Annotated in this window: 30 protein-coding genes; 18 read left to right on the top strand and 12 right to left on the bottom strand. The window is 46.6% G+C overall.

What is annotated here, in order from left to right; genetic code table 11:
• The first annotated feature begins 6 nt into the window (after positions 1-6).
• The 8 genes from V6R21_RS06380 to V6R21_RS06345 all read left to right on the top strand — a co-directional run bounded on the left by V6R21_RS06380 (position 7) and on the right by V6R21_RS06345 (position 3,357).
• Entirely contained in the window at positions 7-261 is a 255-nt protein-coding gene (locus V6R21_RS06380) for a hypothetical protein (protein ID WP_334241873.1), read from the top strand.
• Between the two features lie 15 nt (positions 262-276).
• Positions 277-591, top strand: a complete 315-nt coding sequence (locus V6R21_RS06375) for a hypothetical protein (RefSeq protein ID WP_334241871.1) — start codon at positions 277-279, stop codon at positions 589-591.
• A gap of 120 nt (positions 592-711) precedes the next feature.
• The gene (locus V6R21_RS06370; RefSeq protein ID WP_334241870.1) at positions 712-1,239 is read left to right on the top strand and encodes a hypothetical protein; all 528 of its coding nucleotides are present in this window, start codon (positions 712-714) and stop codon (positions 1,237-1,239) included.
• Positions 1,236-1,682, top strand: coding sequence for an ASCH/PUA domain-containing protein (locus tag V6R21_RS06365; RefSeq protein WP_334241868.1), 447 nt, complete (start codon positions 1,236-1,238; stop codon positions 1,680-1,682). The genes V6R21_RS06370 and V6R21_RS06365 overlap by 4 nt, the downstream gene beginning before the upstream one ends.
• 13 nt (positions 1,683-1,695) lie before the next feature.
• Positions 1,696-1,986: a hypothetical protein gene (locus tag V6R21_RS06360; protein WP_334241866.1), complete on the top strand. Its 291-nt coding sequence runs from the start codon at positions 1,696-1,698 to the stop codon at positions 1,984-1,986.
• A gap of 45 nt (positions 1,987-2,031) precedes the next feature.
• Positions 2,032-2,259, top strand: a complete 228-nt coding sequence (locus tag V6R21_RS06355; protein ID WP_334241864.1) for a hypothetical protein — start codon at positions 2,032-2,034, stop codon at positions 2,257-2,259.
• A gap of 488 nt (positions 2,260-2,747) precedes the next feature.
• Positions 2,748-2,984, top strand: a complete 237-nt coding sequence (locus V6R21_RS06350) for a hypothetical protein (protein WP_334241862.1) — start codon at positions 2,748-2,750, stop codon at positions 2,982-2,984.
• Positions 2,985-2,988: 4 nt separating this feature from the next.
• The gene (locus V6R21_RS06345; RefSeq protein WP_334241860.1) at positions 2,989-3,357 is read left to right on the top strand and encodes a DUF3307 domain-containing protein; all 369 of its coding nucleotides are present in this window, start codon (positions 2,989-2,991) and stop codon (positions 3,355-3,357) included.
• On the opposite strand, the gene V6R21_RS06340 is transcribed toward V6R21_RS06345, so the two are convergent.
• The 9 genes from V6R21_RS06340 to V6R21_RS06300 all read right to left on the bottom strand — a co-directional run bounded on the left by V6R21_RS06340 (position 3,354) and on the right by V6R21_RS06300 (position 12,594).
• A complete protein-coding gene (locus V6R21_RS06340) occupies positions 3,354-5,231 on the bottom strand; it encodes a hypothetical protein (protein ID WP_334241858.1) in 1,878 nt (625 codons plus the stop codon). The two genes, V6R21_RS06345 and V6R21_RS06340, sit on opposite strands and share 4 nt — an antisense overlap.
• On the bottom strand, positions 5,228-6,304 hold the full coding sequence (locus tag V6R21_RS06335; protein WP_334241857.1) for a hypothetical protein: 1,077 nt from the start codon (positions 6,302-6,304) through the stop codon (positions 5,228-5,230). The genes V6R21_RS06340 and V6R21_RS06335 overlap by 4 nt, the downstream gene beginning before the upstream one ends.
• Positions 6,301-9,294 carry a phage tail tape measure protein gene (locus V6R21_RS06330; RefSeq protein ID WP_334241856.1) on the bottom strand — a complete coding sequence of 998 codons (2,994 nt, stop codon included), beginning with the start codon at positions 9,292-9,294 and terminating at the stop codon, positions 6,301-6,303. Before V6R21_RS06330 ends, V6R21_RS06335 begins: the two co-directional genes overlap by 4 nt.
• Positions 9,278-9,706, bottom strand: a complete 429-nt coding sequence (locus tag V6R21_RS06325) for a hypothetical protein (RefSeq protein WP_334241854.1) — start codon at positions 9,704-9,706, stop codon at positions 9,278-9,280. The genes V6R21_RS06330 and V6R21_RS06325 overlap by 17 nt, the downstream gene beginning before the upstream one ends.
• Positions 9,707-9,802: 96 nt before the next feature.
• On the bottom strand, positions 9,803-10,276 hold the full coding sequence (locus tag V6R21_RS06320) for a peptidoglycan recognition protein family protein (RefSeq protein WP_334241852.1): 474 nt from the start codon (positions 10,274-10,276) through the stop codon (positions 9,803-9,805).
• Between the two features lie 14 nt (positions 10,277-10,290).
• A complete protein-coding gene (locus V6R21_RS06315; protein ID WP_334241851.1) occupies positions 10,291-10,944 on the bottom strand; it encodes a DUF6549 family protein in 654 nt (217 codons plus the stop codon).
• Positions 10,941-11,243, bottom strand: a complete 303-nt coding sequence (locus tag V6R21_RS06310) for a hypothetical protein (protein WP_334241849.1) — start codon at positions 11,241-11,243, stop codon at positions 10,941-10,943. Before V6R21_RS06310 ends, V6R21_RS06315 begins: the two co-directional genes overlap by 4 nt.
• Before the next feature lie 11 nt (positions 11,244-11,254).
• Positions 11,255-11,752, bottom strand: a complete 498-nt coding sequence (locus V6R21_RS06305) for a hypothetical protein (protein ID WP_334241847.1) — start codon at positions 11,750-11,752, stop codon at positions 11,255-11,257.
• Complete coding sequence (locus V6R21_RS06300; protein WP_334241845.1) at positions 11,749-12,594, bottom strand: hypothetical protein; 846 nt, start codon at positions 12,592-12,594, stop codon at positions 11,749-11,751. Before V6R21_RS06300 ends, V6R21_RS06305 begins: the two co-directional genes overlap by 4 nt.
• Positions 12,595-12,738: 144 nt before the next feature.
• Here V6R21_RS06300 and V6R21_RS06295 point away from each other — a divergent pair, with 144 nt between their 5' ends.
• Positions 12,739-12,942 (top strand): hypothetical protein, encoded by a 204-nt coding sequence (locus V6R21_RS06295; RefSeq protein ID WP_334241843.1) that lies wholly within the window; start codon positions 12,739-12,741, stop codon positions 12,940-12,942.
• Between the two features lie 94 nt (positions 12,943-13,036).
• Here the strand turns inward: V6R21_RS06295 and V6R21_RS06290 are convergent, their stop codons facing one another.
• The 3 genes from V6R21_RS06290 to V6R21_RS06280 are packed head-to-tail and all read right to left on the bottom strand — an operon-like array spanning position 13,037 to position 15,632.
• Positions 13,037-13,978 (bottom strand): DUF6712 family protein, encoded by a 942-nt coding sequence (locus tag V6R21_RS06290; protein WP_334241841.1) that lies wholly within the window; start codon positions 13,976-13,978, stop codon positions 13,037-13,039.
• On the bottom strand, positions 13,975-15,315 hold the full coding sequence (locus V6R21_RS06285) for a hypothetical protein (protein ID WP_334241839.1): 1,341 nt from the start codon (positions 15,313-15,315) through the stop codon (positions 13,975-13,977). Before V6R21_RS06285 ends, V6R21_RS06290 begins: the two co-directional genes overlap by 4 nt.
• The gene (locus V6R21_RS06280; protein ID WP_334241837.1) at positions 15,315-15,632 is read right to left on the bottom strand and encodes a hypothetical protein; all 318 of its coding nucleotides are present in this window, start codon (positions 15,630-15,632) and stop codon (positions 15,315-15,317) included. The genes V6R21_RS06285 and V6R21_RS06280 overlap by 1 nt, the downstream gene beginning before the upstream one ends.
• A gap of 341 nt (positions 15,633-15,973) precedes the next feature.
• Between V6R21_RS06280 and V6R21_RS06275 the strand changes: the two genes are divergently transcribed.
• The 9 genes from V6R21_RS06275 to V6R21_RS06235 all read left to right on the top strand — a co-directional run bounded on the left by V6R21_RS06275 (position 15,974) and on the right by V6R21_RS06235 (position 23,313).
• Positions 15,974-16,369 (top strand): hypothetical protein, encoded by a 396-nt coding sequence (locus V6R21_RS06275; protein ID WP_334241836.1) that lies wholly within the window; start codon positions 15,974-15,976, stop codon positions 16,367-16,369.
• A 158-nt stretch (positions 16,370-16,527) separates the two neighbouring features.
• Positions 16,528-17,841 (top strand): S49 family peptidase, encoded by a 1,314-nt coding sequence (locus tag V6R21_RS06270; protein WP_334241834.1) that lies wholly within the window; start codon positions 16,528-16,530, stop codon positions 17,839-17,841.
• A 23-nt stretch (positions 17,842-17,864) separates the two neighbouring features.
• On the top strand, positions 17,865-18,833 hold the full coding sequence (locus V6R21_RS06265; protein ID WP_334241832.1) for a hypothetical protein: 969 nt from the start codon (positions 17,865-17,867) through the stop codon (positions 18,831-18,833).
• Positions 18,834-18,883: 50 nt separating this feature from the next.
• Positions 18,884-19,282 (top strand): hypothetical protein, encoded by a 399-nt coding sequence (locus V6R21_RS06260; RefSeq protein ID WP_334241831.1) that lies wholly within the window; start codon positions 18,884-18,886, stop codon positions 19,280-19,282.
• Positions 19,283-19,303: 21 nt separating this feature from the next.
• Positions 19,304-19,858: a hypothetical protein gene (locus V6R21_RS06255; RefSeq protein WP_334241830.1), complete on the top strand. Its 555-nt coding sequence runs from the start codon at positions 19,304-19,306 to the stop codon at positions 19,856-19,858.
• Positions 19,859-19,935: 77 nt separating this feature from the next.
• Entirely contained in the window at positions 19,936-20,592 is a 657-nt protein-coding gene (locus V6R21_RS06250; RefSeq protein WP_334241828.1) for a hypothetical protein, read from the top strand.
• Positions 20,573-21,178 carry a hypothetical protein gene (locus tag V6R21_RS06245; protein ID WP_334241826.1) on the top strand — a complete coding sequence of 202 codons (606 nt, stop codon included), beginning with the start codon at positions 20,573-20,575 and terminating at the stop codon, positions 21,176-21,178. Before V6R21_RS06250 ends, V6R21_RS06245 begins: the two co-directional genes overlap by 20 nt.
• Entirely contained in the window at positions 21,153-21,776 is a 624-nt protein-coding gene (locus V6R21_RS06240) for an AAA family ATPase (protein WP_334241824.1), read from the top strand. Before V6R21_RS06245 ends, V6R21_RS06240 begins: the two co-directional genes overlap by 26 nt.
• Positions 21,658-23,313, top strand: a complete 1,656-nt coding sequence (locus tag V6R21_RS06235; protein WP_334241821.1) for a hypothetical protein — start codon at positions 21,658-21,660, stop codon at positions 23,311-23,313. The genes V6R21_RS06240 and V6R21_RS06235 overlap by 119 nt, the downstream gene beginning before the upstream one ends.
• Positions 23,314-23,330 lie beyond the last annotated feature (17 nt).

Raw genomic sequence — 23,330 nt, 5'->3', positions numbered from 1 at the left:
CACCTCATGTACAATTTATCAAAAGACTATAACACCCTATACCAACATGTCTGCGACGGAAAAGTCGCAGCATGTTTTGTAGACTATGACGGGTTCAGAGATATCTGCCAGATCATCAAATACAGGGATTATGATATCAGCATTTGCTGCAGAGGTATAGGCTACGGCAATGTTAGAACCTTCCACCGTAAGAGAGGAACGGAAAAAGAGCTATTCATTGCTCAATGCGAAAAACTAAATCTTGAATGGATCAAACCTTAAAAACCACCAATCAAAATGACAGCCATTGACATCATTCTTTCCATAATCGTGATTGCGTTTTCAGTAAACACCTTGGTATTGACCTACAAGAACCAACAATATACCAGGCAACATAAACGGGAGGTACTTGAAAAGCTTAAAAGGGAACGGTTTAAACTGATGCTATTTGAAAATGGAGTGATCAAACTGATGCGTGCCGCCCCATACCAAACAAACTTTCAGGAAGTGGAAACTTTCAGCGACTTGAACACTGCACTGGAGGCTAAAGTACAAGCAGAAATGCAACGTGACCTTCGAGACGGCACCGGTGACATTCTCACAATCAACTAAATGGCGCTATGCTCCCCCACACCGCACCAATCATAAGGTGCGGTGTTAATACGCAAGTATAGCAGCCAATAACGTATCACTCAGATAATTAATCATTTCACAAAACAAAGATCAATCAAAATGAATAGAAAAGACCTCAAAAATGCCATAGATATTCTCTCACATCGTATTGAACAGAAAAACCTTGAACTCTATCAAAAAATTATCAGTGAGGGTATTGAAATACCGTCTGCAATAGAGTCTCCAGACGATTTTTCTTTGGCAGTTCTGCATCCTTGGAACAAATTTATTTCAGCTCTTATAACCACTCAAATTGGGGATAATGAAGATGTGAAATTCATCTTAAAGAATTTCCAGTTCCTTGAGCAAAACTTTGAATTCTATATCGAAAAAATTGAAGGGCTCGCCTGTTCAGTTGACAAATCCAGAATGATCCTGCGTGCGATTTATAATTTCTATAAGACAGGTAAAAAGATTGAGTTCAACTACGATCAGGAATACACATTCCATTTGCCAAAAGTGGTTTTCACTAATCATGAAAGCATTATAGAATTCTATCAAGGGCTTAAAGGGCTAAGGTATGGCAACAATATCCAATACCTCGAAACAGTAAAAAATATTGAAACACTAACCCCTCAATCAAAATGAACTGTGAAAGTTGCTCTCATTTCCGCATAAAAACAGATGATTATGGTTTGTGCGAAAACCCAAAAAACAAGGTAAAAATGATGTCGCTTCCTTTACTGGAGCGACTTGTAAGATCCCCCGAAAAAGCTAAAGAAATTCAAGCTTCCCTAATGTTCCCAGCTGACTTTTCATGTAAGCACTATGAGCAAGTACAGGTCCACACACTAAAGATTTTACCTCAATACTTTGATGAAGTAGAATCCGGAAAGAAAACCTTTGAAATTAGGAAGGATGATAGAAATGGATTTAAGGTAGGAGACTTATTACGCCTGATGGAATGGAATAGTGATATATCTGACTTTACTGGTCGCCGCATTGACACCCGTATCAATTATATATTCAAAGACTTTGGACTGCAAGATGGGTATGTAGTCATGTCTATTTCTTTAATAAATAATCTTTAAACCTAGAACTAAAATGAAAACTGGAATTGAGTTAATCGCTGAAGAAAGGAATAGACAGATTGGGAAAGAAGGATATTCTGCTGAACACGATGATCAGCATAGGAAAGGAGAACTTTCTATTGCTGCTTTTTGCTACTGTCTCCCGCCTAAGCATAGGCCATATATTAGCCCTATTAGTTGGTTCAAGACAATGAAATGGGATATAAAACATTGGAAGCCTACAGAGAGAATAAAAGAGCTTCAAAAAGCAGGTGCTCTGATAGCTGCTGAAATTGATAGGTTAAATAGACTTGATAATGAATAAACACTAACCGGGCGGTGTAATACTTTACAATTAAACTTAACTCAAATGATCAAAGAAGTAATTGGATACGGAGCTGAATGCGACAATTGTAAAAAAGATTGGGTGAATGATTGCATGGGATGGGGATCTATGTCTGACGAGGTATCTATGAAACATGAGCTATCAAATGATGATTGGCTATCAGAAGGGGATAAGCATTATTGTCCAGATTGCTGGTCTTATGATGATAATGAGGTGATAGATGAAAGTAGGAAGGATCTACATAAAAAATAATCACTATTGGGCGGTGATAAGCCGCCCTTAACTAGAAACCAACTACTTACCCATTAATGTAGTGGTTTTGTAGTGCTTGGCTTTTCCTTGAAATACTTGTAATAATTGATCTCGGCTTATTAATTGCTCAGTTTAGCTCTAATAGCTCTGACACTCTAAATACCTAAGTAAAAGTATACCCATCAAATAATAGCTAAACTACAATGATACCACTTATCAAAAAGTACAATACCAAGAAACTTGAGGTGATCGATCGATTGGGTTCCATTGATGTCCAAATTCAACGATATGAGAAGTATCGAGAACTTCCCAAAGGATATAGTTCTATAGTTGAGTTAAAAATTTATCATGAGATGTTGATGGAACAGTATCAAATTTATAGTGAGTTTGTAAATGATTTATTAGAACTCAAGTAATAATACTGATAGCGACCATCAATCAACTGAAACTGTCCTTAAGCCGGAATGATTTCCGGCTTAAATTCAGTTATGAAACTAAGAATCCTACTTGTCCAGCTGGTGATGTTTTTCGCCAAATGCCTTCACTCCCGAAAAAAGGAGTTTAGAACAATTCGCAAAGAAGGGAAATACCACCTCTATATGTATGATTACGAAAAGGACCTCTACGTCTGGATTAGTGCGTTTGACGACCAAAAAACATTAGCAAAGTTTATAGCTACCTATAAAAGCATAAACCCAAACAATGTGACAGAATTTAACCTGTAACACTATGATAGCTACCCTTGTAATGCTCAATATATGTCACTGGGCTGCAGACTTCACTCATTTAAGTACCCCATGGATGCTTAAAGCGAAACAAACAGGAAAGCCCTTATTCCCTATATTTATTCATGCTACGATTCATGCTGCCCTATTTTTCAATGTCATTTTCATCCTACACAACATAGAGAAAGCGTTGTTGGCTGCTATTATCGAACTCTCAACCCATTTTCTGATTGATGTGCTGAAAGGTAGAATGAATGTTTGGTGTCCTACAGTTAAGAGCCCAGAGAACACCTATCATTGGTGGATATTTGGTACTGACCAGCTACTGCATCAGCTTGTCATTATCGGTATTGCCTATATGGTCTGTACTTAGTCCTGCCTTGTAGCCACTCTCGCCTCCATCTCCACATTTTCAATACCTGTATGCTTTAGCGTAAACCGCAGCCGCTTTGGGTAGTAGCCCATATTGTTGATCCGCTGCAGCTTGTAAGGCTTGTAATTCATAATATCCGCAAGGCTCATGATTGGCTTTCGCTTGTGTACCCTTGCGTTGCTATGGAACTCCGTTGGCCGCTTGTGAAACCGTTCGTACAAACCTTCAGGGCCATGCCATACCAGGGAAAACTGGATCGCATTACCGTTGCGGTTGTAGATCCGTTTCTGCGGGTTGGACAGCTGGTAGTTGGTTGCCGTCACATAGTTGTAACTGTAGCCCTGATAGTCGTCAATCGGTTCGTATTCCGCCCATGTGGAGTGGTTGTAGTGCCCGTAGTATTTTTTCTTGTCTCCAGTCACCTCCGGGAAAGCCCGGAAGTTGCTGGCAAAGTAAGATTCATAACCACCGGCAACACGTCCTTTCTCTGCCCAGTTGAAAACGATATTGGTCTCGATATGCAGCAGGTGAACATCACCGACAACGGAACGCTCCAGCTCCAAGATCAGGCCACGCTTTCTCACCTTCGTTTCGCCATCATCATAGAAATACTCAATCTCCCGACCAACTGCATACTGGGTGAGCGGATCCTCATCCAACAGGTAAAACTTGATTGTGAGATAACCGCTTTCGTTGGCTGCTATATAGTTCCACTCGTCATAAGTCTGGAAGATGGCCCGCTTGGTCATGTAGATAGGCTCAACTCCAGTCTTGACTTCCTTGACCTGATCACCATCCCGGAACTTCACCACTTTAGGGTAAAGGTTAAATCCCTCAAACGGCTCCCAGAACTGGCCATTGGATACATACCATGCTGCGTTGGCCTCCACATAGTAGATGGCTTCATTGGCAAAGTTAGCTCCTGGCAGATCATTGATGGTGGATACGGCATTGTCCATGCTGGGCTGCTCACCTTCCTGCACTGTCTCGTGGTTGAAGGTGATGTTGTCCAGGTGTGCCGGCTCCGGAACGTATTCGGCATCTGCTGCCAGCTCCTGTTCCCCGTAGCCCACTGCTCCGTAACTCCTGCCGATCATGGTGTACAAATCCAGCATCACCACTTCCTTGTTGAGGGTGTCGATATAAGGGAATGCACCCCACGAGCGGCTCCAGATATTGAGGAACTGGCCAGCTGTCATGCCCGGCGGAGCGATATCGTAGGCCGTATCCTCATACAGCGGGATATGGTCCTCGTCGCAGACAAACATCACGTTCTGGTATTGCTCCTTGTCATAGCGCAAATCGTAACTGACCGTATAGCCGATACTCTCAAAGAGTTGCTCCAGTATGTAGGTGGCTGAAGCGTAGAAATACTGAACGCTGTTTACGTCTGATTTCTCCTCTGTCCGGGTGTTGATCTGCTGGAAATCATCCGAGGTAAACAAGTCCCACACCGGCGTATAACCCGCCTGCGTCAGCGGACCTCCAGCCGTCAGGTAACCGATTACCTTGATCTTGAACAGCTCCGGCATAGGGGTATCCTTGATGTCGGCCAGAATGGAGGTGTTGGCCAGCACAAATACACTGAACCCGCTGCTGCTGATCCGCTGCACCTTCAGTTTTCCGGACATCAGCGAGATGCCATGGTAGCGGATCTCGGCATCAAAGCTTTGGGTGAAGATGTTGTCATCCTGGACAAACTGGTCCTCATAGCCAAATGCCTTGCGAGCCTCCTTGCTGAATGGCACATTGAAGGTGTAGGTGTGCGAGCCGGGAATGTACTCCAGGTTAAAATAATCCGAATCGATATTGAACGGGATCTGGGCACTACTGTCCAGCGGCAGCTCAATATTGTTGACAAGCAGGCTAATCATCTTTCCGTGAATTTGTAGTTGAACTCAAAACTGTAGAGTGTTTCGTCTTCCTCCACTTCTGCAAGGCTCTTGTCGGTGACCATCACCTCCACATACTGGTCTTCCAGCTTGGCAAATACCTTCTCTGCAGATAAAATCTGGAGGGCAGCCTCGTACTCCTCACGGCTGCGGAAATATCCCGTCCGGACACGGTACTCGTAATCCAGTTGAACCCGTCCAGAAATAAGCGTACTGTCCAGGTAATTACTGGAATACTTGTAAGCCGGTCGGTTGTATTCCGTCCTTTTGGTTTTGATTTGCCGGCGCTTGACACCTGTGGCCACCAGCGTCTCAAGGTTGCCGCTGTCTGCCCAGTACAGCAGCTCATGTTCGTAGCGTTTGCTGGAGCTATCCACGATCAGGGTGGCTTTGGTACCTCCGGACAGTACCTCTATCTGGGTGATGGTCTTGCCCGGCTGCAGGTTGTCATAGCTTACTTGCGGAAAACCAACCGGCAGCAGATATGCCCAGCTTTTGGTATTGTCTTTTGTACCCGGTGCCGGCATCGCCTTGGTAAAGGTTTGGCTGGTACCATCATCAAAGAACACCTCATACCCTACAGTTTGCCCCTCGGTAGCCACTACGGTTACAAAGTAGTGGGCACTTTTGCGGATGTACTTGGTATCTGCCGCCACAAACAGCGTATTGCCAAAAGCCTGGTTAACTGGAGAGAGATACCGCTTGGCGTAAAAGGCTGAAAACTCGCAGATATCCTCCGGTCCGCTGATCTGGTCAGGGTTTTCGGCAATCACCTTAAAGTACTTCAGGTGTTCGGGCAAGAACTGCGGCTCCGTATCGGTCAGGTTTACATCGCTGCAGCGCAGTACTGACTCGACAAACTCACGGGCATCGAAGCGGCCATAAGCCAGAAAGTTCTCGATCTCCTTGTAGAGCAAGAAGTTTACATCCACATCGTTATTGTCCACCTCGTAGAAGTGCACCTTGTTGGTCAGCCCGATGGCATCATCGAGCCAGTCTACCACAATCCTGTTTTTGGCGGGTACCAGTCCCGCAGGTACGTTGATCGGTGTCATATTTTGGCTAGGTCTTCAATGGCTATTTGGTCGTCAATTTCTTCCCTCACATAGGTAGTATCCCGGTAACCCCACTGGATCATGGTTGGGCGTTCGGCATTGTCCTTCAGGGTGGCCGCAATGGCAGTCAGCACCTCCAGTGTGGCAGCGTTTTCCTGTGTGATCACCTGCGGACTGTTGAGCTTGCTGGCCAGCTGGTCGAGCTGTGAGCTAGTGCTCTGACCGGTACGCTTGCTTTCGATGATGCTTTCAAAGTCTGCCACCACCGGATCACGGCGAACGGAGGCTGGTATCACGTACTCATCCTGATGGACATAACCGGCAAAAGCGCCATACCTATCACCTGTCCCGATATTGCCCTTGCCTGTTGCACCACCAAAAAAGTAGCTGGTGCCTTCCGTTACGCCAGTCTTTGATTCACCAGAAAAAGTGGGGGCTTTAGGTTTCTTTTCCTTGGAAAGTACCTGCCTGGCTTTGGCTACGTTGGTGGTAATCCGAATAATCCCTGCTGCAAACTGAGCAATACCGGCACTTCCACCAGTCAGCAGGTTAAGTGGGTTCCCTTCTGAAGCAGCCATCAATGATGAAATGGCTGCAGCGGTATCCGCACCAATCTGGAATAAGGTGAGTGCCTTGATAAATTCTGCATTTTTCTCTTCGTTGACTGCAAGCACTTGGATCAATGCACCAGAAAAGCCGGCAAGTCCTTCCATGGTTGCCTGTACCGCTTCTGCCTTTTTCTGATAGTCCCTAGTCTCTGCAGCATTGATCGCTTGCAACTTTTGCCTTCTTAAATCTGCGATGGTCGTTTCAGCAAGTTCCAACCGCTGGGCTTCTGCAATCAGTTTATCGTAATGGGAAGCGATTTGCTCCAACTCCATATCCTGTTCCGTAGCCAGCGCCTCACCACGGGAAACAAAGTCAGCACCTACCTCTTCCTTCTTTTGTTTGATGGCCTCCTCTGCTGCTAGATCAATCCGTTCACGTTCTGCATTGAATTCCTTTTGGTCAATCAACTGTGAATTATAAAACTCCAGAGTCTTGGCCTTGAGTGCATCAAAACGTGCTTGCACTCCTGCAATGGCCTGTTCATCGGTTGTCAACTGACTAGCCTCCAGCTCCTGTTCTATTTCACCCACTTCACGGCGGAGTGCTCTCCAGGCATCGAGTATTGGACCGAACTCATCTACCGGCTTTTCTTTCTTTTTGTCGTCGTCATTGCCTTTTCCCTTTCCTTTCTTCCTTTTTTCCTCCTCAATTTGACGGTCCCGTGCATCTGACCATTCCTGATCACTTTGCTTTTTCAATTCGGCTTTTCTTTCTTCCAGATCCTTTAACTTCTGCTCATAGATCTCGACCTGATTTAGAGCCTCTAACAGGTTTGCACTGGCTGTATTATAATAGTTGGAAGAGGTGCTTGTATTATCATATATTTCCTGCATCCTCTCTTGTTCTTTCCTTAGCTTAACTAACTCATCAGTTGTTGTACTAATCCCATCTATGACTTCATCATAATTCAAACTTTTGATTGTGTCCTTATTCCTAGCCATCACTGTATCTACAGACTGCATACTCTCCAACCAGTCATTGAAAAGCCCAACCGTTGTACTAAGAATTACTGAGAAAGTATTCTTCAGGAAATCCCCAAAACCACTAAAGTTTGTTGACAGCCTGGCTAACTCCTTATTAAGGTCCTGCTGTATCTCCAGTTCCTCTTTCTGTTTTTCACCCAGTTCATCCAACTTATCCAGGTTACGGCCAATAGCTTCATTCAAATTCTCGTAAGCCACTTCCAAACCACCGACATCTTCCAGTGCACCACCACCCAAGTCTGCAATAATTGTCTGCAATTCTTGCACGGATAGTCCGGAACGCTTGGACTGCACGAAAATCTTCTGGAAGATATCCACTACGTCTTCTCCTGACTCAATGGACTGCTTAACCTCATTGGAAAATTCTTTCCCAAGTGGTTTTAGCGCTTTTTCTACTGTAGGTGTAAACTCGTTCAGTCTTAGGCCAAGCTCCTTGATGGTGTCAATCAGCTTGTCATCAAATAGCGCTGCTCCTTCCTGCTGTACCAATACCTTTACAAAATCCTCTGCAGAGATACGGGCATTCTTGGCCTGCACAGCGTACTCCTTCAGCTGCGAGACATAGTCCCCACTGGCATTGGCGCCATTCAGGAAACCTTTTTCCACCAGATCAAGTGCTTCCCTAAAATCGATCTTGTAGGCAGTTGCGACCGACTGAGTGGCTTTCAGGATTTCGTTATACTCCTCGCCATAGACATCAGAAAGCGATTGGATACGGGCAGTTGTATCTTGCAACACTTCTCCAGTCTCGCCCGTTACCCGCTTGGTGGTTCGCATCAGGCCAGTGAACTTTTTCTCAACTGAAAGGATTTGATTCCCCAAATACAAAAGGCCTGCAGCAACTGCAGCAATTGCACCTCCCTTACCGCCAAGTTGCATTAGCTCACCTCCAAAGGAGCTGAAGATATTGGTGGATTTCTTGGTGGTGTTGTTGGTACTGGCCATTTCAGCCTTCACCTTGTCCATTTCTGTATTCAGTTCCTTGTAGCGTTTGGTACCTCGGGTGGTATTCTCCATTTCCCGATTGAGTTCCCTTTGCCTGTTCTTGAGCTGGCGCATGGTAAGTCCGGCAAGTCCCAGCTGTTCACGCAAGCCTTTTACCTTCCGCTCTGCATCCTTGTACTTGTCGGTTGCCTTGAGGTAATCTTGCTGTGCACCTTCCAGTTCCTTGAGTTTCTTGGCGGCATTTTCATATGCCTTTGACTGCTTTTTCCCGGCTGCCTCCAGCGACTTCATTTTGTCAGAAGTCTTGGTGTACTCCTTGGTAGCCCTTTCCAATACCTGCATCTGCTTGGCAGCCTTGGCCGCTTCTGCCTCAAACAGCCCTAACTGGTTGATACCTTGCTTGCCATCCACCTGAATGGTGGTTTTGGCTATATCATTACTTTGTACTGCCATATTTCTTGAAAGCTGAAATGATTGCCTTGTTGGCGTTTTCACATACGTTGAGGGACACCCAAGACTTGAGCGTATTTAGGCGACCATAGAAGACGGTACTGTACCATTTGGCGGGTTTTCTGCTCCCTCCGGATGATCTGCTGGAGATACTACCGCCCCGGCTGCCTGCAATCTTGGATTGCCTGCGTCCAGCAATAGTACTACCACGACCGACACCCATATCACGGAAGCGGCCGTGCAGCTTGAAGTGGTGTGCACCTTCTATCACATCGCCTTTCTGCTGTACATCACTGCGGATGGATCGCTCCAGCTCTCCAGACTTACCGACTTTTAGCCGCTTGAGCTTTGCCTTGAAAAGTTTCTCATTGTCTCGCAGCCAGCTGGCTACAATTCGGGATAGTTCCTCTTTCATGTCATTAAGGTAATGGGATGAATTGGGACAGCTATGGACAAAAAAAGCCCGCCAAAAAGCGGACTCTTTCAATTATGAACTACACTATGCTACTGATTAGCTCTTGTCGCTGTAAATATTCTTATCCTCGATACCGATAGATCGCAACCATTGCGGTACATCGAAGCTTGGACAAGCCTTGGTGGATAGCTGGTTATGTCCTGCAATCTGGATATCAGGTTGTCTGGCAATGGCAATCCTGACATACGCTGCCAATGTCTTTTTCTGAGCTTCTGTTCGGGTATCACGTGGTTTCATTCCTCTGTCGGCTCCGCCTGCATAGCAGACGTGTTGGGCCACGCCGTTGAAACCCTTGGCTCCGTTGGTCATTTCCCATGGTTCCCACTTGTCGTCCTGGTCGAATGGCTGCAGGTTGTCGATTGAACCGTCCAACTTGATCAGGTCTGAGTAGCCGGGCTTGCTCCAGCCATTGCCCTTGATATGCCACTCGATAATATCTTCCTTGGTTACCTCTCTGCCCATTGGGGTATCTGAACAGTGGATTACTAAGAGTCTTCGCTTGTTAGCCATAATGGTATTTTGATTTATCTACGTTTTTTGATGATGGTGTTGATATCCTTGAATACGATGTTGGGATTCTCGGAAATCACCTCTGTCTGAAAGTGCTTTTTGCCCAGGAACCATTTGCGGTCCCAGTAGATCACCAGATCGATGGGTACCTGGGCGGTGTAGTCTACCTCGACCATTCCTGTAGAGTCGTTGATTATGGCGGCAAACCGTGTATAATCGTCATGATAGAGGGCGATTTTTTTCTGTACCGGCATAAAGACTGTATCCATAAGCAGGATCTTGACCGTGTCGGTAATGGGTGCCGCAAAGAACTGGTCCAGCTGGGCATCCAACTCCGCAGCGCTTTCCATCCGGCGGAGCTTTTTTTTTAGTTCATTGAACTTGTGCAAAAACTGGAGGCGCTGGTTTTCCTTGGCATTCCTGAGCGTCTTGTAGTCCAGCTCCAGTGTTTCTGCCAGTGATACCTGATAGTCCAGCTTGTTTTTGTAGTGTTGCAAGTCGCCACGGGCATCGTTGGCCAGTACGGTCATTTGCTCGTAACCTTCTTTTAGGTTGCTGTTTCGCTGCAATTGTTTCCACCAGAGCCAGCTCATTAGCAGCAGTAGTGCAAATATTACTTTTGCCGGATTGCGCCGAACAAAATCTATTACCCAGAGTAATGGATTCATGATAATTGATTAATAATGATTGCTTGATTAGTCTTGATTTCGTTGAGACCTGTCATGATCTTTTCTTCCCTTGCACGGGCATCCTGTGAGCTTTCCTTGATTGTTTCCCGAAGCATCTTGCTTGTTTCTATTTGCTCCTGCATCACCTTGGTCATGGAGATAGTGGCATTGGAGTACTTGTTGATCACGGTCCAAAGACCATAGCCAAGCACCGCCACCATCACAGTTAGCAGATAGACGACAAATCCCATGTTGCGAGCTTCCTCAAAAAGATGAGGCACTTCATTGATTACTTCCATATCTAAAAAAGTTATAGCCAGTCGGCTTCATCATATACTAAATCAGCGTTGACCCCATTGGTGAAACGCATCTGGACTTCTAACCCGAAAGCATTGTGTACCTCTGGTCCAACAGGACTGTAAGTGGTATTATTGAGGTCAAAAAAGCGCATCAGATTACCGCCTTCCCATTTCTCCTGCTGCATCTTGGAAAAGATTTTCATCAGCACAATTTCACAATCAGCATAGATTTGCTCTTCCTGGTCAAAGTCATTCTTTTCACACCCTTTTAGCAGGTAAAAAGTCAGTGTCTTGTTGGAGACATTGTAATCGTCATTGTTGTGATTGAACTGGACATTGTAGGCATCCAAAAACAAAATCAGGTTTGAGGCATCCATATCCCCATTCGCCAGATTTTTCAGTTCATCTGTATTCCGGGCAAAACGTGGCGTCTTTGGTGTATGTCCGATATCCTTGAGCCTTGTGGCTACATCAAGCATGTAGTCGCTGAAATCCTTCTTTGTAATCATTTGTTGTTAAGCTTTGCTTCCCTTTCGTTTTGCTGGCGGATATCCTCATTCAAATCAAAGAGTACCGTTGTGAGACGGAGCTGTTCCCAACGCTCAAAGTTGTCTGCCTTTTCGGCTCTTGACTTGAGCACATGCGCCCAACCGTAATCCTTGTTGGACTTGCCTTCGCCTCCAGTATTCTTTTTGAATACCAAGTTGAAACCCGGATGGGTGATGATATTATGGCGGCAACTCTCATAGAAGATCAGGACGGCTTCCTTGACTTCAGGAGCCAACTTGGTAAACTGCTTTGCCCTTTTAGCCAGCAGTGCATCATTGTACTTCTGTCGGATATCATCGCTTGGCTCAAAGCCGAATACCATGGCCTTTTCCATTACACGAATAAGGATATTTTTCTTGTGCCGGTATAGGACAGCTATAATGCTATGGAGCCAATGCTCCTCTGAGGTTTGGCGGTAATGCTCCAGGAATGTTTCGCACTTGATAAACTCCACAAAGGTGAGGTTGGCGCAGTTGTCGGATGGTCCGTAGTAGGTTTTGCCTCCAATGCGAAACTTGTCAAGAATTGCCCTGGTAAGAATGGGCTTTTCGTAAAGGAATGGATAGCTAAAAAAGCGTTGCCAGTCTACCAGATCGACATTGGTAAACTTGAAGAATGGCCAGCGGAAACAGTAGAGGTGAAAGATTGGGATCAGCTGGCGGATAATCAGGTATTTTTTCCAGTCATCGGGATAGCTGGTAAAGCGGATCCGGATAATGTTAAGCAGCTGCTTGCGGGTGAGTTCGTTATAGTTTTTTGGTAGGCTGTAGAAGGTGCCGTTGTCATGCTTAAAACCGTGCATAGTTCTTTTTTTGATTGAAAATACACGAGTAGTCTATCCCAACTTAGGACATAATTATCAACTGAATATGTCCTATCTACTTCTGAGCATGAATAGTACTTTGGTTTAGGAAATTAAACACTACACTACCTTAATTAAATCAAGATGAAAGACACTGTACTATCAGCTTTTGCGCTTATCACTTCAATTGTAGTAGCAGCTTTAATCGTATCTCTTCCAATTTTATTCTTATGGAATGACCTAATGCCTGAACTCTTTGGATTTAAAGAAATCAACTTCTGGCAAGCTTTAGAAATGGGTTTGTTAGCTGGAGTGCTGTTTAAATCAAGTGTTGACAATAAAAACTGAAAGAATGACTAATCCAGAGCCTATTTTCATTGAATGGAAATTGGATATTGGAGAATTATAACAACAAAGCCCCTCATTACTGAAGGGCTTTTTTTTAAAACTTCACCACTCTTTTCCCACTATTATTAAACTCATACGTCCCAGAATCCGTTTCCCCATTGATTTCCTTTACCTCATCCACAATCTTTTGTATATAACCTTCCCCTTTTTCCTCGTACTCATTCTGGAGCTTTTCAAGCATATTGAAATCAGCTAATTTGGCTTTCTCTAAAGCATCGAACGATAAAGCTAATACACCTTCCTCACTGAGCTGGAGAGAGAGTTTGAATATGCTGTTCGCTACTGTCAGGTAAGCCACTGCACGTTGGATCTTATCGAGCAGGCTTTTGTTCTGGTCGGTTAGTGTATTCTCTTTTTTCTGCTCCAGTATCTCATCAAAGAGTGCGTCACCCAGCAGTGGCTTGACCTTGAACAGCTCGATCTCCTCCATGGTGGGCTTCATGCGGGTGAAAAGCCTGCGGGATTCATTGATATAGACAATCTTATCAAAATCGGTAGTGCTGCTGATAAAATGGGAATGGAAAGCCGCATAAGCTTCTGAAGCTGTCCAATCCGGAAATAACAGCTTGTTATCTTCCAGATGCTTTAGCAGCAGGTCTACATAGTAAAAGCCTGTATCCCGGTAACCGTTTTTCATCTCTTTGAGCTGCCACTGATAGGCACTTTTCTCAGAATCAGTATGGGTTACCCTAATACCCGTATTGCCCTTGCTGGCTGTAGACTTGCTGATAAATTTCCACATACCCAAGTTGGCTGACGCTGTCTGTAGCAGCTCGATCAACTCCAACTCATCTGTAGAGGCAGTGTCATCCTGGTACTTAGTCAGCAGGTTGTTGTAAAAGCTACTGGAGAGATAAGGCTTGATATGTTGATGCTCCACATAATGCAAATCCGGCGTGATCTTGATAATAGCGATTGCCTTATCCACATCAATCTTTTCCCAGAGTTCTTCCTTTGTCTTGATAAAAGTTTTCATGCCTGTTCTCCAGCGTTAAAGTTTCGGTCTTTGGTACTTGTCTGGTCCAGTGTGGTAAGGAAATAGTTTCTGAACCAGAACTGGATATTGGGATTCCACCCGTTGAAATCCCGGATAAAGTGGAATGGCTCAAGCAGGATATCCTGTTCGGGCTTGCAGTTGGCAATGTGCATGTTGAAAAGGTTACGGATCTCCGAGCCTTTGCTGTTCATGCTGGACTTACCTGGGCTTGTTGCGACCAGTGAGGCATGAACCCCCAAGGCATTGAAGATATAGCTGGTACCAATCTCCGAATCCTCATTGTAGGCTGCGTCAAACTTCATGGAATTGGGCACCTCCTCAATGGTCCAGCCTTCGTAGAGTTTACCATCACTTGTGGTTTTCATCATAAAGGCAATCGACTTACCACTGTTTTCCACTCCAGAGAGGAAGGTGTCAAACTTGTCGTATTCAGCCTCCACCAGCGTACGTCTTTTCTCTGGCTCGAAGTTCTCCCATTCGCCTTTGTACTTCCATTCCATCCACCAGTCGGGCATCTTGATCACATAGCGGATCGTCATCTGGTTTTTCATCAGCTGGTACTTGAACTCCGGGATCATCTTGACCACGTCCAGCCATTTGGACTGGCGAATGGAGTCCCATGGTGCCAGTTCGTAGTATGCCTGTCCGGAAGACTCGCCACTGACGGGATAGATAAACTGGTTGCCGTCGTTTCGATTCTTGACGCTGTCGATGGAGCCAAAATACGGATTGATGACCGGCATATGGATGGTGGATGGGGAATCCTCGTTGTTTTCCTGCCAATTGGTATTGATATAGCAATCCTTGATAACGCCATCGTTTTTGTCCTGCAACCCCCAACGGCACCAAGCTGACTCATTGCACTTGAAACCTGCCACTTTCGAAAGGTTTTCATCAAAGATCAGTGTCGGGAAGACGTTCCAGAACTTATAAAACTCGGTGGACATCTTCCGGAGGAAACGGCGGTAGTTGGAAGTTTGAAGGAATGCTTCAATTTCAGGTATCCTTTGAGGCTTCAGGGTTTCGTTGCCGTCATCATCATAGTTGACCTCCCCATATACCAGACCTCCACTGATCAGGGCATTGGCTTTCCAATAAAGCGTAGCTGACAGTGTTGGTACCGCATTGATATCCTTGATAATCTTGTCGGGGTAGTCGTTACCAGGATCAAACCACTTGGCCACCTTGCCACCTCCTTCGTCTTTGGCCAGTGGTGTTGCGGGCTGCTCCCCGGTGACTCCCTGCTTGATCTCTCCAACATAGGCCGCATTGGTCTTTTTGGAGATATGTAAAAATGTTTGCTCTTGCCTGCTCATTAGTATCGCATCATTTTGCCGTTGAACCTGTGGATCAGCACAGCGTGGATAGTTCGCAAATCACCAGTTTCGGGGTGTACCAATGTCAGGGTGCGGGGTAGCCGTTTGCGCTTTGTTGTACCTGCCTGTGTTTTGACAGCTGGATCCACTTTGGCCACCTTTGCCCAGATGTACCCCTGCAATTGCATGCGCCTACAATCTTTCTTGTGTGTACGGTTGTAGGTAAATACCTCAATATTGAATGTAACAGGGATGCCATTATGGTCCTTCTTTTCCATTTCCGTCAGCACCTCCGATAGTTTGATGAATTGTTCCATGAGTGGAAAGTGCACAAAAAAAGCCTGTCTGGTGAGGACAGGCTTGGGGGTAAGTGTTTATCCCTCCAAATAGCTAAAATTGGGATGATTTCAACTCTAATCTAACTCTTATTCTACACTTTCGGGTTCCTTTTTTTGAAAAAGACCGTTTTTAACGTACCATATTTCAAGCAGTACAACCCCGAATCTGTCCTAACACTATCAAGAACCCCGATTTTAGGCGGTGAGAAAAAAATGAAAGCGTTTTTTTCGGGGAAAGAGGAGCGGCCTGCCCTATCATCAGTGTGCAATTGCACCCCATTTTAGATTTATGATATCTGATTGAGCTAAAATTTTACACCATGAGCGACGAAGAACTAATCGAATTAATTGAAGAGTGTAACCAGGGAAGACACCAACTTAAAAGAGTTACTAAAGATGTGTACCAATTAAAATTACCAGAACAATTCTTCTACTTGGTAAAATCATCCAGGGAATTCATAGGCATTATTCAATACTATAATTACAACCTCCATTGGCTGACAGTGCCAGAGCTAAGAGGAAAAGGGTTGCTATCGGATCCCATCAAAGACATTATTCTTCCTGACATAATGAAAGTATTTAAGAAAGACCACCAACGAATAACCATAAGTCAAGGGCTTGACAATCCTGAAGCTTCATACAACTTGGCTATCAAATGTGGATTCACCCTTGTGGAAGATGATGGCTTCAAATATGAAATGATGTACAAACCCTGAGTTGGTTTTGTCTTGATAGGAGACTTCATTTAATGCTTTATACTTTAAAACCCAACATGCAATATTAAATCTTGTGTGTTGGGTTTTGCTTTTTCCACAAAATCCGTCCTAACCAAATCCAATCCTTTTAACCTCCTTCATTCCAAAATTGAAGGATTATGAGTCACAACCTTATAAATGAAATCATCAGCTCACCGTTATGGATCACGCCAAGTTATGCGCAGGCCCAAATCCCGCAGCTTATGGCATTGCTCAACGGTAAGCAACTAATCTCAGCAGAAGAAGCACTTAAGAACCAGCAGGAAGCTACCCCCCAAATGGCAACCATTGACAATGCGTCAACCGGCAGTCGCACCTTCAATATTGCCAGCATGGACTTGAGGGGACCGGTTACCAAATACGGGCAGTGGTGCGGTCCTGCAGGCACCAAGCAGATGTCCCAATGGATCCGAGACGCTGACGAAAACCCCAAAGTGGATGCAATTGTCATAGAGCTAGACAGCGGAGGCGGTACAGCCATCGGCACACTGGAGCTAATCCAAACCATTCGAAATACCCAGAAACCAGTCATTGCATGGGTAGACAATATCGCAGCATCAGCCGCCTACTATATCGCAGCTGCTACGGATGAGATTATCACCTCCAGCAAGATGGATATGGTGGGCAGCATCGGCACCATGGCAGCCTTTGCCGACTTCCGAGGTGTACTCGAGAAACAAGGCGGCAAGTGGCATGAAATCTACGCCACCAAGTCCACCGATAAGAACGGCACCTTCAGGGCTGCCCTCGAGGGAGACTACAAACCAATGATCGAGCAATCCCTTGATCCATTGAATACCAACTTCCACAACGATATCAAGACCTTCCGGGGCAACAGGCTCAACCTCGATTTTGAGGATGTCCTAACCGGTAAAGTGTACTATGCCGATTTTGGAGATAAATCAGGAATGGCGGTCGGACTTGTGGACGGCATTGGCGATCTCAACTACGCACTCGAGAGAGCTGCTGCACTTGCGGCCAAACGCCAGGAATCACAACAAACGCAACAAACCATGAGCATCTTCGGAAAAAACAAGTTTCCAAAATATTCAGAGCTGCCGAAGCTCGACCAAAGCGAAATCACTGCAGAGGCATTGCAGGAAGTAAACGAGGAACTGACGCAGCAAGGCGTCGAAACCTTCAGGCTATCCATGGCTTCTGAAGAGCAACAAACCGCTGATCAAACCAAGCAGGTCACAGACCTGCAGGCCAAGGTAACCAACCTTGAGCAGCAACTTGAGCAAGCCAACCAAAAAGCAGCTGACGCAGAAGCGAAAGCGACACAGCAGCAGGCATTGGCAGAAAAGTACTCCGCTCAGTTGGCACTCAACCAGCAGACCGAACCAATCGCCGACCAGGACAAAGAACCTGCAGGCCAACAGGAAGAGCAGCAAGGCTCCGACTTTCAATGGTTCAAAAAATTCAACGGGTAATCACTTCTAACTGACAAACAGATATGGCAGATATCACTACGACCGATCTGGTAGCCCAATACGGGACCTACTACGACGGCAAGGACAAAAGAGACCGCCTTTACGAACTGGTAAGGGTGAAGTCTGAAACCGATATGGTGGCAAGCTCCATCACCATCGAAGAAAACGAGTACCAGGCTGCAGAGTCTGAGTTCACCGAAATTTTGCAGGGATTTCAGAAGGGATGGACGCCAAAAGGAGCGCTGACCTTCAAGCCTCGCCCAATCAAGCTGGGCAACTTCAAGATTGACGTAGAGGTATTCCCGGACGACCTGAAAAACACTTGGGCGGAATTCCTGACAGGACTGGAGCCGGCTGAACGTACACAGTGGCCACTCGTACGCTGGATGCTTGAAAAGCATATTATGCCTAAGATCCAAGAGGATTGGGAACTCAAGGAAGTATTTGGTGGCGTCAAAACAGCAATTAACGCAGGTACGCCATCAGCGGCTGGTGCAAATATCGATGGCCTCAGAAAGCAGATCAACGACGGCATTACAGCAGGTGATATCACCCCAATTGCCACGGGTGCTGCTGCCACCGATCCGGTTGCTTTTGTGGACCAGATCGAGGCATTCGTAGATGCCATTCCACAAGAGTACCGTGACAAGCCAATGGAGTTGGTAATGTCCAAGGATCTGGCTAAACGCTACGCCCGTGGCTACCGTGCCAAATACATGACAGGTGTCGTAGTAGGAGGTGAATCCAGATTGGAAGTAGTAGACACGAACATTACTATCGTAGGAGTTCCTTCCATGATAGGTTCAGAGAAATGGTTCTGTACCCTGAAATGGAACCTCAAAAAGATCATGCGTAACAAGGGTAACTTCAATTCCCCTCAAGTCACCAAGGGTGAAAACCCTCGTGGCGTGCAGATCTACTCCGACTGGTGGATGAGTATCGGTTTCCTAATTCCTGAAATCGTCTTCACCAACGATCAAGATACTTTGTAATCAACCCGGAACACCCTGATTAAGGGTGTTCCCCTAAAATATCAATTCCAATGACCCCAGAAGAACTAAAAGACTTGTCACCCGAAGAGGTGGCGGAATACTTAAAGCAACAGAATGAAACAATCGCTGAGCTGCAGGCCGAAAACGAGGAGGTTAAGCAGTCCAGGGAAGTCAAAGCCCCCGTCATTCTGGTAACTGGCCAAAAGTACAAGTGCCCAATCCCGATCACGGTACTTTCCCGTGACATCATGGACGAGTCTGGCAACAAGCTGCTGGATAAAGGCACTTGGCTGATGACGACCGAAATGCTCGCAAAGAAAAAAGACGACAAGAAGGTCAAAGACCTGAAGGAAGCAGGCAAGCTCCTGACAGAACAGGACCTGAAGGAACAACCAAAGCTGGTAGCCAGTCTGGTTGCCGCCAAGATCGCCTTCGTAACGAAACTCTAACACTTTAATCTAAGCTAAACGATGGCAAGCACTGACTATGTAGACTTGAACTCGCCCCGTGGCCGTGACAACGCACCCGGCATCAAGCAAACCGTATGGCTTGCGCCAATGGATTACTTCGATACCATCAGTGATGTGGTCGATCCAGCCAGCTTTGATGGGGATGCCGTAACAATCGCCGATCCCCATGTATTCAAGGCCGCTAAAGGATGGATCCAGATGTACACCACAGTCGAAAAGTCCAACTTTACAGCAGAAGCAGCCGGTGATGTGGATGCAGAGATGGTCCAGCCAAAGCTCACTTTCTTCCACCCAGGTGATGATGAGGCTGCGGCTGCTATGGCCAGAAGGGTAAAGAACGACCGCTTTATTGTGATTTTCGAAACACAAAACGGCAAGTTTATCCAAATTGGCGCCAAAAATAATGGGGCTAAGGTAGTAGGCACTTATGATATGGGAACTGTCGGTAACGGTGGCAACGGATGGACTTTCGAGGCAACAAGCTACGATAACTTTATCCGATTCTATGGTGCTGGTCAGCCAACACCGCTGCAATCCGACGGTGGAGCAGCCTAAGAAATTTTTTCTGAAGCCAACTTTTTGGAAATCGGCTCCACCATGGTGGGGCCTTTTTTCATCAAACCAACAAGCACATGAACGCAATACACGAAGTACTCAAGCACTGGAACTATGAAAGAGCATACCAAATCTTCAGGGAGCACTCCACCTCCCACTTCCTCAAGGACCTGCTCCAAAACGAAACCAGCTTCAACACCAAGAAGCTGCAGCAGGAACTGCAAAAGCTGTCCGAAAAAGCAGAGGTAGCCAAGCAGGTCGAAAAGTCCACCAAGGAATTTTCAAAGAGCAAGTTCCCGAATGCCCCGGAAGAGGTCCGACAGCTCGAGCAGCAGAAAAACGAACTGTTTGCCATTGTTTCAGCCAACAAAATGAGGTTGGACCTAGTCCCCAAAGGTGAGCAGCTCAATGAAGCAATCACAGAACTGATGGGCCTTTGGGAAAAGATATACGCCTGCTGGGATCAGCTCGACCACTACCGGGAACATGAAAAACTACCAGACCCAGCAAGGCAACCGGAAAGGATCGAAATCGACACCGAAAAGATTGACCGGGCACAGCTGCAGAAGCGGCTCTCCAATGTGCGCACCTATATCTCACGCACCAACAAGAAGCTGGAGAAAGCCGAAACCGACAGCGACCGCCAAAAGGAACTGGAGGAAAAACTCCAGCAACATATCACTGAAAGAGATGCACTAGAAAAAGCATTAGCCGATGCCGAAGATAGTCTATAAAGGAACCGACAAGGATGCCATTCTTGCCTTCCTGACTGGCAAGATTCCAGAGGAACAGCTCCCAGACGCAGCCAAGCTAAAACTGGAAAGGATCATATTTGCCGATGACCTGATCCGCAAGCATTTCAGCATGAGTAAGGTTCTGCCAATACTGCAGAGGGTTGTAAAGCTGAAGAAGCTGGCCAAGAGTTACAGCCGTACCTCCGCCTTCAGGGATTACCAGGACGCACAGGAAATCTTCGGTTCCATGGTCAAGATGGACCGCAACTACCATGTATCCATCCTGATGGAAAACATCAAGCAGACCCGTGACATGGCGGTCGTGGATGAGGACCTGAAAACCATGGCCACCTGTGATGCCAACCTCACCAAACTGATCGAGAAGTTTATGGGCGACAAGGAAACCGTGGACCCGGAGCAATTGCAGCCCCCTAAACCGCTGCTGGTATTTGACCCTGCACTGCTGGGCAAGAAGTTGCCCGATGACCAGGAACTGATGCGACAGCTCAAGGAACTGAAAAGGGTACCTAAACTCGATGCAGACATTGAAGACACCGACTATGAAGAAATCAAGCCAGAGGAGTAAACACTTTATCGTGATTGCCGGCAATATGGGCAGCGGCAAGACCACCCTTGCCGAGACCCTGACCAAGATCCTGCCCAACTACACCTTTATCTCCATTGATGAGTGCCGGTGGCGCTTTATGCATGCCACCCCCATCTCACGGGAACAAAAGGCACAGGAGACGTTCAGCAACCTGATCCAGCAGCACGACCGGATTATCCTGGAGACAACCGGCAGCGGAAAGGCATGGAAGTACGCCAAGTGGGCCATGCAGACACACGACAGGTTTATCGTCAGGATCAGCTGCCCCATATCAGTTTGCAGGCAACGGGTAAAACAGCGCCGCAAGGTCACCCCACTGCCCTGCAAGTTTGACCTTACCACCTCTCTCAACCTGATGGAAGAGGAACTCGGGACCATCAAGCCCAACGTCAAGGTAAGCCATGATATGGCCATCCATGAGCAATTGCACTTTTTGATTCAAAACGGAATACTGGAGTATGAATTATCCGCAAGGCTGCAAGCCAATCCATCACAATGTCCCCCAGCTGAAAGCCACGCTTATCGACGCACAGATCGAGGTGGATATCTGGGGAAGAGGTACGGGCAAGACGACTAGAGGCACCAACTGGCTCAAGAGCCGGGCAGATTTGATGCCACGCTCCGGTGGTGCCATTGTAGGTTATACCTATACCAACCTGCTCACCAAGCTGCTGCCCAACATTATCCGGGAACTGGAGAGTTTTGGCCTGATAGAAGGGATACACTTCTGGGTTAACCGGTTTCCGGACAAGAAATTCCGGATTCCCAAGTCCATCCGCCCCATCAAGTCCAGCAAGAATACCATCTTCTGGTGGAACGGCGCCAACACCCAGATCCTCTCCACCAAGACACTCAACAACGGTATGGACTCGGATTACTTCTGGTTTGACGAGGCCCGTTTCTTCAAGCACCAGCTGGTCCGGGAGATCCTACCCGCCAACCGAGGCAATGACATGCACTTCGGACACCTGAGCCAACACCATTCCGTACTGTTCACCTCCGACCGCCCACGGGGAGCAGAACAGAAATGGCTCGAGAACTATGAGGAACAATACGACGAGCAGCGCTGCGAACTGATCCTGCAAATTGCCATCAGGGTTTCCCAGCTCGAGTACCAGCTGGAGACAGAGCACCTTTCCAACCGAAAGGAGCAGCAGGTCAAGGCACTGATCAAGCAGTACTCTGCAGAACTCAATGAGCTGCGAAGAAAGACCGTCTATTTCTCCACAGCCAGCACACTGGACAACGTGCATGTATTGGGCATTGATGCCATCCAAAACCTCAAGAAGCTACTATCCCCATTAGACTATATGATCTCGGTGCTCAATGAGATTATCCACAAAAAGGCCGGTGGCTTTTACGGTTTGCTCGATGAGGAACGCCATTATTACGTAGCGGAAAAGGATAGCTTTATCATGAACCTGGACCTGCAAGGCAAAACCATTTTCGATGTCAAGAAGGATTGCCGCTGGGACTCTGACCTGCAGAAAGGAAAGCCCCTCCAGATAAGTTGCGATGCCAACATCGCCATCAGTACCATGTCCATCTGCCAGCCAAGAAAGGTGGATGGAGTGGAATGCGATGGCCCCATCAACGCCATGCACGTGGAGTATCCTAAAAAGATCTCGGACCTGGTCAAGAAATTCCATGCCTACTACAAGCCCCATCAGATAAGTAACAACCAGATCGACTTCTGGTATGACCACACCTTTGTAGCCGAAGACGCCAGCCGGGAGATCAGCTTTGCCGATGAGTACCAGTCAGAGCTGGAGAAACTGGGCTGGAAAGTCCGTATGCACTATATCGGCAAGGCACCCCATCACGATGCGGTCTATTACCTTTATGCCCATATGTTCAGTGAACGCGATGAAAGGCTGCCCGCCTATCGTTCCAACCGGGTCAACTGCGAGGACCTGAATATCAGTATGGAAAGCTGCGGGGCAAAACTGGGAAAGAAAGGATTCAACAAGGATAAGTCTGGGGAAAAGAACTGGAAGACACGCCCGCAGGTACACGAGCCGCACTACACCGAGGCACTCGACACCTACCTGGTCGGCAAGTACCTCAAGAAGATATCTGGAGAGAAAGAATACGAACACTACGATTTGAACTAAACAAAAAAGCCTTCCGG

It is taken from the genome of Limibacter armeniacum (assembly GCF_036880985.1).
GTDB classification, from domain to species: domain Bacteria; phylum Bacteroidota; class Bacteroidia; order Cytophagales; family Flammeovirgaceae; genus Limibacter; species Limibacter armeniacum.
The sequence above is the reverse complement of the archived record's forward strand: the minus strand, read 5'-3'. Positions and strand labels throughout refer to the sequence as shown.